The following is an 8,904-nucleotide window of genomic DNA, read 5'->3' as shown; positions in this document are numbered from 1 at the left end:
TGTTATTACCTCTTGGCGTAATAAGTGGGAAAATTTGTCCAACTACTTCAAATATCCAGCAGATATAAGACGCATTATCTATACAACCAATATTATTGAATCTGTACATAGACAGTTCAGAAAATTAACTAAAACTAAAGGAGCATTCCCAAATGAAAATTCACTTTTAAAACTACTCTATATGGGAATTCAGAACGCACAGAAAAAGTGGACAATGCCGATGCGTAACTGGAGTCTGACACTTTCACAACTGGCTATATTTTTCGAAGGTAGGCTCGAAGAAGCCCTTGAACTATGATATAATCTTAGGAACTATTGGATGTTGACACAAAATTCTGAACGGTCTCCTTATTTCTCGTATTTCTCGTTATAATATTTTATAATTTCATTATATATACCTAAAATAACATCTTTTTGAGCAAAAATATTATTTAAAGCTTCTGCCATCTCTTGTGGTTCATCATCATATTGATGAGATATATCATTTCTAATTTTTCTTAATATTTTCCAGTCATTTGCATTTTCTATAATACCAATTTTTTCCAATTTATTTAAAATATCTATAAAAGTCAATTGCTCTATATCTTCAACATATTCCGATACTATTAATCTAAAAAGTTTTTTACCTATAGTATCTTGAAGCTTTGCAAATCTAAAAAGATATTGATCAATTGCTTCAATCTCTTCATCATTTAAATTTTCATATTTTTTGGCTGAAAGTGGAAAAATATTTTTGACTTTATTATAAGCCTTTTCTACTCTTATACTATGTTTTTTACATTCGTTTAAATATTTCTCTATCTTTATATTTTTTTCATCTAACATTACTCCATCCTTTAATGCAACCTGTTCTATATATCTATCAGTATTATTTGCTATAACTACATCTATTTTTTGTTCTCCAAGATATTTCTCTAGTTTTGTTAAAAATTTTATTTTTAATTCATGTTTATTCTTAATGTTTTCATCAATAATTAAGTATAAATCTATATCCCCACCTTTTTTTGTATCATCAACCCTACTTCCAAAAAGATAAACTTTACCAGTTTTAAATATCTCTTTAAAAGCTTTCAATATCAATAATTGTTCAGTTGTAGTTAGTCGCATTTAATCATCCAAAATCTACTTTTTGTCATCATTAACTTCTAAATATACTTATGCTCTTTTAAATTCTAAAAAGTAAACCTCTGACCGCTTATTTTTTGTTAATTACCAAATCTTACTAAAATCAAACTTTTTTATCTCTTTACACTCTTTTAAATCAAATTCAACTACTTCATCTGTAGCATCACAAATTTTTATGTATTTACCATCTTTTAACCTATATACTTTTGCTATCAATTCATCTGGATCAACAATAATATAGTATAAAACCCCCTCTTTTTCATAGAGATTAAATTTTATGCCCATATCTTTTTTTGCAGTTGATTTGGATAAAACTTCAAAAATGATTCTAGGAGCTTTTGTTATGTATGCTTCATTTAGAGGTTTATGGCATATTACACTATTGTCTGGTTGGACTACTGTATCGTTTGATATTTTCCAATCTATTGGCAAAAGTACTTGACATTTAGTACAATCTTCAAATATTACATCTAATTGTCGTGCAATTTTGTTACTTACTCTTTGATGTTTTATCATAGGCATTGGAGCCATCATATATGGATAGCCATCTATTAACTCCCACCTATCTTTCCACTTAACATAATCATCATAAGTATAAGTCTCTATCTCTTCTAATTTTAAAACCCCCATTTTATCTCCTGCTTATTAATTTCTAATCTATATTTTACAAAAAAGTAAACCTCTGACCCGCTTACTGTACTTCCACTAGCTCATAATCTCTAAATACCAAAACAACCTTTACAAGTTTTTTCCCATCTCTTATGAAGTTTTGCACCAGTTCATCTTTTTCATATTTATCTAACTGCTCTTTTGCTTCAGATATTAGGGTTTTAATGGTGTTTGGTTTCTCATTTTTCTTATGGTAAAACTTAAACTCTACTAGTCCGAAGTACTCTACATATGGGTTTAGTGGTTTTAGGGTTATATCTGCAAATCCTTTATTTAGTTCTAATTCACTTTTTACTACAAAGTATGGGGTTAGTGAGAGGTATGCTAAAAACATTGCTTTTATAGTCTGTTCATTTTGTATGTAGTCTCTTAAGCCTGTATTTCTTTTTATCTCTTCTGCTAAATAGTTGAATACTTCTAAGCTACCGTTTAATGCGAACTCTTTTAGTAGGTAAGATAGTTTACTTACATTTAGTTCAAACATCTCTTCTAATTCTAAAGAATCTTTTAGGAAGTCAATGTCTATTCTTTTTATTGTTTCGTTTGGTATTTTAAGAATAGTATTTAGTTTTATCTCTTTTATGGTTACTAATCCCAAGTAAAATAGAAGTGATTTAAAGTTATCTTCATCTTTAAAGTTTGCGCCACTAAAGTCTGTTTTAATTGTTGCAAGTTCTATAGTATCACCTGCTATTAGGTTTTTTAAAGTCTCGAAATTTCCGTTTAGTTTTTGGTTTGTGTAGATCACTTCTCTTAATTTGGAGTAGTCACTTCTTACGTTTATGTCTATTAGTTCTCTTGGCAGTTCATTCTCTTTATGATACTCTTCTACAAAGTAAGAGATCATATCTGTATTGAAAATCTTTGAATCATTTTTTTTACTAAACTGGTAGTTATCGTACCACTCTTTTGCAAGTTCAAAGTATTTAGATGGGACATTAAAGTACTCCATCATCTCTTTTACTTCATCTTCAGTTAGTCCTAACATCTCATTAAAGGCTGAGTTTAAAGATATATTTCTTCCTATATTGAATCCGCTTGTTACATCGTACATTGTCATTGGCGTTACGCCTGTTATAAACATTCTTTTTATTGGTGCGTTATTTCCGCTTGTCCCTGCTTTTAGTACTGTAAAAAACTGTTTAAATACTGCCTCTTTTTGGCTTACTACATCTAGGTACTCTTTTCTATCTTGCAGGAGTAGGCGGTTTGCAAAATGGTCATATTCATCTATGAGGATGTAGAGATTTTTGGATTGGTATTCAATGAAGTAGTCTAAAATATTACCTAAAGTTGAAAGTGGAGAATCATCTATCTTTATATCAAAACCATATCTTCTTATAAAACTATCTACTTTCAGTTTAATATGATGCAAAAAACTTCTTTCTACTTCTCTAGTATCAACCACACTAAAGTTAAACATCAACATATAGTAACTATTTGCCTCTTTAGTTTTATGAGAATGGATGTATGTATCTTTAAAAAGCAGATCAAAATCATCTCTATATTGTACATTGTAGTATGCATCCAATATTGCCAAAAATAGTGTCTTCCCAAAGCGTCTGGGTCTTAAAAACATTACGTAGTTATCTGGGTAATTCTCTAAAACTTCTATATATCTTGTCTTATCTACAAAGTACCAATCTTCTGTTCTTATTCTTACGAAGTCAGTTAATCCGTATGGAATTCTTTTCATATATTGACCTCAGGTTAGTTTTTTAAATTATATCTAAATATGAACTTCTGTTTTTATAAGAGAAAAAGTAAACCTCTGACCCGCTTATTTTCACTCTTACTTTACAACAAACCAAGGATTCAGAAGATCTTCTTTATTGTACTTTAGAGAGGGAAAGTTTTTGATGTTGGATGTTGAATCTTGAGTGTTAGATTGTTGGTTGTATTCGTATGTCATTTTTCCAGCTTCACGAACAACTGCATCGGCAGCGGCTGTGTCCCACTCCATTGTTGGAGCAAGTCTTGGGTAAACATTGGCACTTCCTTCTGCAACCATTAGCAGTTTTAAAGAAGAGCCTTTTGAGATGAATGTTGAATTTTCAGTGTTAGATGTTAGATTGTCAATGAAGTCTTGAGTCTCTTGGTTTAGGTGGGATTTAGAAGCAACTATTGTTAATGTTGAGTTTTCAGTATTGGATGTTGAATTATTTAGTGGTAACTTTTGAGCTTTCTGTAAATCTTTTTCATCCATTATCCAACATCCATTATCCAACATTACTTTATATGCTCCCTCTTCTTTTTTTGCATAGTAAAGTTCATTTATGGCTGGAGCAAGTACAACACCTAGAACTGGTGTATCTTTATGTATGAGTGCAATGTTTATGGTAAATTCGTCATTTTTTTTAATGAACTCTTTTGTTCCATCTATTGGGTCTATTAGCCAGTAATATTGCCACTTTTTTCGCTCTTCGTATGGTATGTTTTTCCCCTCTTCAGAGAGAGTTGGAAAAGGTGAAATTTTAGACAAACCATCGACTATAATTTTATGAGCTGTTTTATCTGCTTCTGTAAGTGGTGACTTGTCATCTTTATACTCTACTGTGAAATCTTTTCTATAAATTTGCATTACAGCAGAGCCTGCTTTTAAGGCTATGTTTATTACTTCTAAGATGTTTATGTTTTGTAGTGTTTTATCTTTAGTTGTTTGCATTTTTTCTTCTTTCTGTTTGGAATTAGGGGGGTCAGAGTTCGGAGTTAGGAAATCTGAACTCTGAACTCATGTTAATATATGCCGGCTAAAGCCGACGTTACGATTATTGATTCTTCCGTAAAATCGGCTTTAGTCGATATATTTTTTGAAAAAGTAAACCTCTGACCCCATTTATTGTTCTAATTTCCTAACTCCGAACTCTAAACTCCTAACTCCCTAAATATACTTATGTTCTTTTAAATATTCTATTACCTTCTCTACACACTCTTCTACTGCTACTTCATCATTTTTTATATGAATCTCCGGATTTTTAGGTGGTTCGTATGGAGATGAGATGCCTGTAAAGTCTGGAATTTCTCCTGCTCTTGCTTTTTTGTACAAGCCTTTTGGATCTCTTTGTTCACAAACTTCTAGAGGTGTATCTACGTAAACTTCAATAAATTCTTCATCATTTACCAAGTTTCTTACTTGATCTCTATCTTTTTGAAAAGGAGATATAAAAGCGGTTAGAACTATTAAACCGCTATCTACAAACAGTTTAGCTACTTCACCTATGCGTCTAATGTTTTCTATGCGGTCTTCTTCACTAAATCCTAAATCTTTGTTTAAACCGTGACGAATATTGTCGCCATCTAAAAGGTAGGTATGTTTGCCCATTTTATATAGTTTTGTTTCTACTGCATTTGCAATAGTGCTTTTACCACTTCCACTTAAGCCAGTAAACCATAGGATGACAGGTTTTTGTTTTTTTATAGAAGATCTATCTTGTTTAGTTACTTTATGATCGTGCCATACTATATTTTTAGATGTCATTTTATATAGTTCCTTTTAACATACTGAAAGATCATCTCTGCGGCTTCATCTGGTGTGGTGGTTTCTGTGTCTATAACTATCTCTGCGTGTTGTGGTTCTTCATAAACATCGCTTATGCCTGTGAAGTTTTTTAGCTCTCCTTTTAGAGCCTTTTCATAAACACCTTTGTAGTCTCTCTTTTTACAGGTTTCAATATCTGCTTTTACATAGACTACAATGTTGTTTTTAACCATTGTTCTGATTGCTTTTCTTGACTCTCTGTATGGTGAGACAAATGATGCAACTGTTGAGATAGAGTTATTTTGAAGTGTCTGTATGAGATGCCCTATGCGTTTCATATGCTGGTTTCTCTCTTCACGGCTGAAACCTGCATTTGGAATTAGTTCACGAATATCTTTTGAGTCGATACGCTCTAAAGGAATATCTAGCTTTTTTAGTTTCTCATAGACTTTATTGGCAATTGTTGTTTTACCACTGAGTGGCAAACCTGTAAACCATAGGTTAAAAGGTTCAATACGTTTTTTACCAAATCTGATCTTTTGCCAAATCTTTTCATGTGCCCAATAAAGAGCTACTTTTGCAACAGTTTCTAAAAGACCAGCAGCGATGGCTAAGTCTAATCTTCCAAAAAAGGTATAGACAATTATGATGGTTGTACCTGTAGCTACAAATCGCCAGCTTATGCCTTTGACTATAGAGCGAAGGTTAGTCTCTTTATACACTAATCACCTCTTAAACTTCCATTCAACATTCAAAATCTAACATTCAACATTCCTTACATCCCCATTCAGGGTAATATTTTCTTATGTATGCATTTAACTCTTTTTCTGCTTCTGTATAGACTCTTTTAGCTTTTTGTCTGGTAGCGGTCCCTGCTATCATACCGGCAGCTACTGTGTTATTTGTGATTTTATCTATGAGAATGAATGCTCCTGTTTTTCTGTTCTCTTCATATAGATCAAATGCCACCTCTTCTGTTAAGTCTATTTGAACACGGGCTATGTCATTTAGCTCTAATGTTTTAGTTTCTATCTTCTCCCAACTGTTTACATCTTTTTTAAAGAGTATTTTGCTAATGGTTGCATTTGTCTCTTTTGAGTAGATTTTTATGATATATTCACGCTCTTTAAGTCCATCTTCATCCATCCAGACAAGCATTGCTTCAAAACTGTCGCTTAAGTGAGGAGCTTTTTCATCTGTTTTTACTATTAAATCGCCTCTTGAAATGTCTATTTCGTCATTTAGAGTTAGAGTTGTAGCCATTAGGGCAAAAGCCTCTTTGAGGCTTTGGAGTTCGGAGTTAGGAGTTAAAAGTTCAGGATTTGCTGGTGAAACTATTTTTTTTACTGTTGACTCTTTTTTTGATGGGTAAACTGTGATTTTATCTTGCTCTTTTATAGAGCCTGATGCAATGGTTCCTGCGAAGCCTCTGAAGTCTAGGTTTGGGCGGTTTACGTATTGAACTGGGTATCTAAAGGCTTCAAATTCTCCTTGGTTTATTGTAACAGTATCTAGATATGGAAGTAGAGCTTCTCCTTTATACCAAGGCATATTTGATGATATATCTACTACATTGTCACCTTTTAGTGCTGACATTGGGATGAAGTCTATAGTTTGGTGGAAGTTTTTGTATGGAAGAGAAAATTTTAACTGATCATACATCTGTTTGTAGTCAGTTACTATATTGTCAAAGGTCTCTTGAGAGTAGTCTACAAGGTCCATTTTGTTTATAGCAACTACTATATTTCTAATGCCTAGCAGACTTACTAAAAAGGAGTGTCTTCTAGTTTGAGTTAGTACACCTTTTCTGGCATCTATTAGAATAACTGCCAAATCTGCTGTGCTGGCTCCTGTTACCATATTTCTAGTGTACTGCTCGTGACCTGGGGTATCTGCTATGATGTATTTTCTTTTATCTGTTGCAAAGAATCGGTAGGCAACATCTATGGTAATGCCCTGTTCTCTTTCACTTTGAAGCCCGTCTATGAGTAGAGCAAAGTCTATCTCTGAATCTTCTCCTACGGTTCCATACTTTTTTGTCTCATTTTTTACAGCTGCTAACTGATCTTCAAAGATCATCTTACTATCGTAAAGTAGACGACCAATTAAAGTTGATTTACCATCATCCACACTACCGCAAGTAATAAAGCGAAGCATCTCTTTATTTTCATGCTCTTTAAGATAGACTTCAATATCTGTAAACATTTTATTATTCTCCATAGACATACTCCCTTTCTAATCCAACATCCAACATCTAAAATTCAACATCCTAAAAATACCCTTCAATCTTCTTCTTCTCCATTGAGCCTTCTTGATCTTTGTCTATAAGTCTTCCTTCTCTTTCACTATTTCTGCTTAGAAGCATCTCTTCTATGATCTCTGGCAGTGTAGATGCTTTTGACTCAATTGCTCCACTTAGCGGGTAGCACCCCAGTGTTCTAAATCTCACCATCTGCATCTTTGCTTTTTCTCTAAGCTCTTTAGGCATTCTGTCATCATCTACCATTATTTTTGCGCCTTCATACTCTACTATTGGTCGCTCTTTTGCAAAATATAGTGGAACGATTGGAATGTTTTCAAGGTAAATGTATTGCCAAATGTCAAGCTCTGTCCAGTTTGATAGTGGAAAGACTCTTACACTCTCGCCTTTATGGATCTTTGTATTGAAAAGATTCCAAAGCTCAGGACGTTGATTTTTTGGGTCCCAGCGGTGATTTTTATCTCTAAATGAAAAGATTCTCTCTTTTGCGCGGCTTTTTTCTTCATCACGTCTTGCGCCACCTATGACAGCATCATACCCACCTTTGTTTAGTGCTTGTTTTAGAGCCTGTGTTTTCATAATGTCAGTATGCACCTTTGAGCCGTGAACGAAAGGGTTAATGTTCATCTCAATCCCTTCAGGGTTTGTATGAACTACCAAATCAACTCCAAGCTCTTTGACACGTCTGTCTCTAAATTCGATCATCTCTTTAAATTTCCAAAGAGTGTCAACGTGTAAAAGTGGAAATGGAGGCTTTGCAGGGTAAAAAGCTTTCATTGCCAAGTGCAACATTACGGAGCTGTCTTTACCAATGGAGTACATCATAACAGGGTTTGTAAAAGTTGCTGCTACTTCTCTTAAAATATAAATACTTTCGGCTTCTAATTGTTTTAGGTGGGTTAGTCTGTTTTCTGTCATTATTTAAATACTCCGCCTTTTAGAGATAGTAATTAAGTGTTGAATTTTATTTTGATTTGGCTTTGATGATGGTTAATTTGGTTGGAGTTCGGTGTTAAGGTCAGCCAAATCCGATGAAATTTAAAACCAACCTTAAACATATTCTTGCTCAAAAAGCTGGGCTGTAAAGTAATCGTCATATTTGCAAGTCCTTTTAATTTCTGCCATTGTAGCTTTACCAGTAGGTAGCTTTTTATCTTTATGTGCATTATGAAATAATTGAAATAGATTTAGTGCAAAAGACCTTAGTATTGCTATAGAAAAAGGCTCTTTATAGGCAATATGTTCATCTTCTTCCATTAGCATATCTAAATGATAATGGTAGGTTTCAACTCTCCAATGAGAGATTATTTTATTATAAAAATCTTCGGCAGTAGTTCTAAAATTGGCTATCAAATATGAAGTCATAAATGTT

10 protein-coding genes are annotated in these 8,904 nt (G+C 33.2%); 1 reads left to right on the top strand and 9 read right to left on the bottom strand.

Annotated features, from left to right (window positions below):
- Positions 1-298, top strand: a 298-nt coding sequence (locus BM227_RS12040) for a transposase (RefSeq protein ID WP_143089746.1), incomplete at its 5' end; no start/stop codon positions are given.
- Positions 299-348: 50 nt separating this feature from the next.
- On the opposite strand, the gene BM227_RS12035 is transcribed toward BM227_RS12040, so the two are convergent.
- The 9 genes from BM227_RS12035 to BM227_RS12840 all read right to left on the bottom strand — a co-directional run.
- Complete coding sequence (locus tag BM227_RS12035; protein ID WP_092914193.1) at positions 349-1,107, bottom strand: nucleotidyltransferase family protein; 759 nt, start codon at positions 1,105-1,107, stop codon at positions 349-351.
- A gap of 102 nt (positions 1,108-1,209) precedes the next feature.
- Positions 1,210-1,755 (bottom strand): Uma2 family endonuclease, encoded by a 546-nt coding sequence (locus tag BM227_RS12030; RefSeq protein WP_092914192.1) that lies wholly within the window; start codon positions 1,753-1,755, stop codon positions 1,210-1,212.
- Positions 1,756-1,816: 61 nt separating this feature from the next.
- A complete protein-coding gene (locus BM227_RS12025) occupies positions 1,817-3,490 on the bottom strand; it encodes an AAA family ATPase (protein WP_092914190.1) in 1,674 nt (557 codons plus the stop codon).
- A 96-nt stretch (positions 3,491-3,586) separates the two neighbouring features.
- Positions 3,587-4,459: a 3'(2'),5'-bisphosphate nucleotidase CysQ gene (gene cysQ, locus BM227_RS12020; protein WP_092914189.1), complete on the bottom strand. Its 873-nt coding sequence runs from the start codon at positions 4,457-4,459 to the stop codon at positions 3,587-3,589.
- Between the two features lie 216 nt (positions 4,460-4,675).
- Positions 4,676-5,272, bottom strand: coding sequence for an adenylyl-sulfate kinase (cysC, locus tag BM227_RS12015; protein WP_092914187.1), 597 nt, complete (start codon positions 5,270-5,272; stop codon positions 4,676-4,678).
- Positions 5,269-5,994 (bottom strand): adenylyl-sulfate kinase, encoded by a 726-nt coding sequence (cysC, locus tag BM227_RS12010; RefSeq protein ID WP_092914186.1) that lies wholly within the window; start codon positions 5,992-5,994, stop codon positions 5,269-5,271. The genes cysC (BM227_RS12015) and cysC (BM227_RS12010) overlap by 4 nt, the downstream gene beginning before the upstream one ends.
- Before the next feature lie 43 nt (positions 5,995-6,037).
- Complete coding sequence (gene cysN / locus BM227_RS12005) at positions 6,038-7,498, bottom strand: sulfate adenylyltransferase subunit CysN (protein WP_092914184.1); 1,461 nt, start codon at positions 7,496-7,498, stop codon at positions 6,038-6,040.
- Between the two features lie 43 nt (positions 7,499-7,541).
- Positions 7,542-8,450 carry a sulfate adenylyltransferase subunit CysD gene (gene cysD, locus BM227_RS12000; protein ID WP_092914183.1) on the bottom strand — a complete coding sequence of 303 codons (909 nt, stop codon included), beginning with the start codon at positions 8,448-8,450 and terminating at the stop codon, positions 7,542-7,544.
- Between the two features lie 132 nt (positions 8,451-8,582).
- A partial coding sequence (locus BM227_RS12840) for a hypothetical protein (RefSeq protein WP_218147960.1) occupies positions 8,583-8,904 on the bottom strand: 322 nt, incomplete at its 5' end.

This window comes from Hydrogenimonas thermophila, from assembly GCF_900115615.1.
Lineage (GTDB): Bacteria > Campylobacterota > Campylobacteria > Campylobacterales > Hydrogenimonadaceae > Hydrogenimonas > Hydrogenimonas thermophila.
Note: the sequence above shows the minus strand (reverse complement) of the source record. Positions and strands in the feature narration are given on the sequence as shown.